Origin of the sequence: Bacillus sp. SIMBA_031 (assembly GCF_046535225.1) — a bacterium.
In the GTDB taxonomy this organism is placed as follows: domain Bacteria; phylum Bacillota; class Bacilli; order Bacillales; family Bacillaceae; genus Bacillus; species Bacillus velezensis.
In genome coordinates, this window is the sequence record NZ_JAWRXC010000427.1 from 1 (window position 1) to 257 (window position 257).

1 pseudogene is annotated in these 257 nt (G+C 47.5%); it reads left to right on the forward strand.

Annotation, left to right across the window (positions count from 1 at the left end):
- Window positions 1-257, forward strand: a pseudogene (gene prpE / locus SB724_RS20900) (propionyl-CoA synthetase); the annotation flags it as partial.

Below are 257 nucleotides of genomic sequence, written 5' to 3' on the forward strand. Positions count from 1 at the left end.
GGATGGATGTGCTCCGAATGAACAAGGCGCGGTTGTTATAAAGCGGCCTTTACCACCGGGATGCTTACCGACAATTTGGCAAAATACGGCTCGTTTTAAGGCTGGTTATTTGGCTGAATATGAGGGCTACTATTTATCTGGTGATGGCGGTTATATTGATCACGATGGCTACCTCTTTATTATGGGGCGCACCGATGATTTGATTAATGTCGCAGGGCACCGTCTACCCACCGGTGAAATGGAAGAAATTGTTGCCG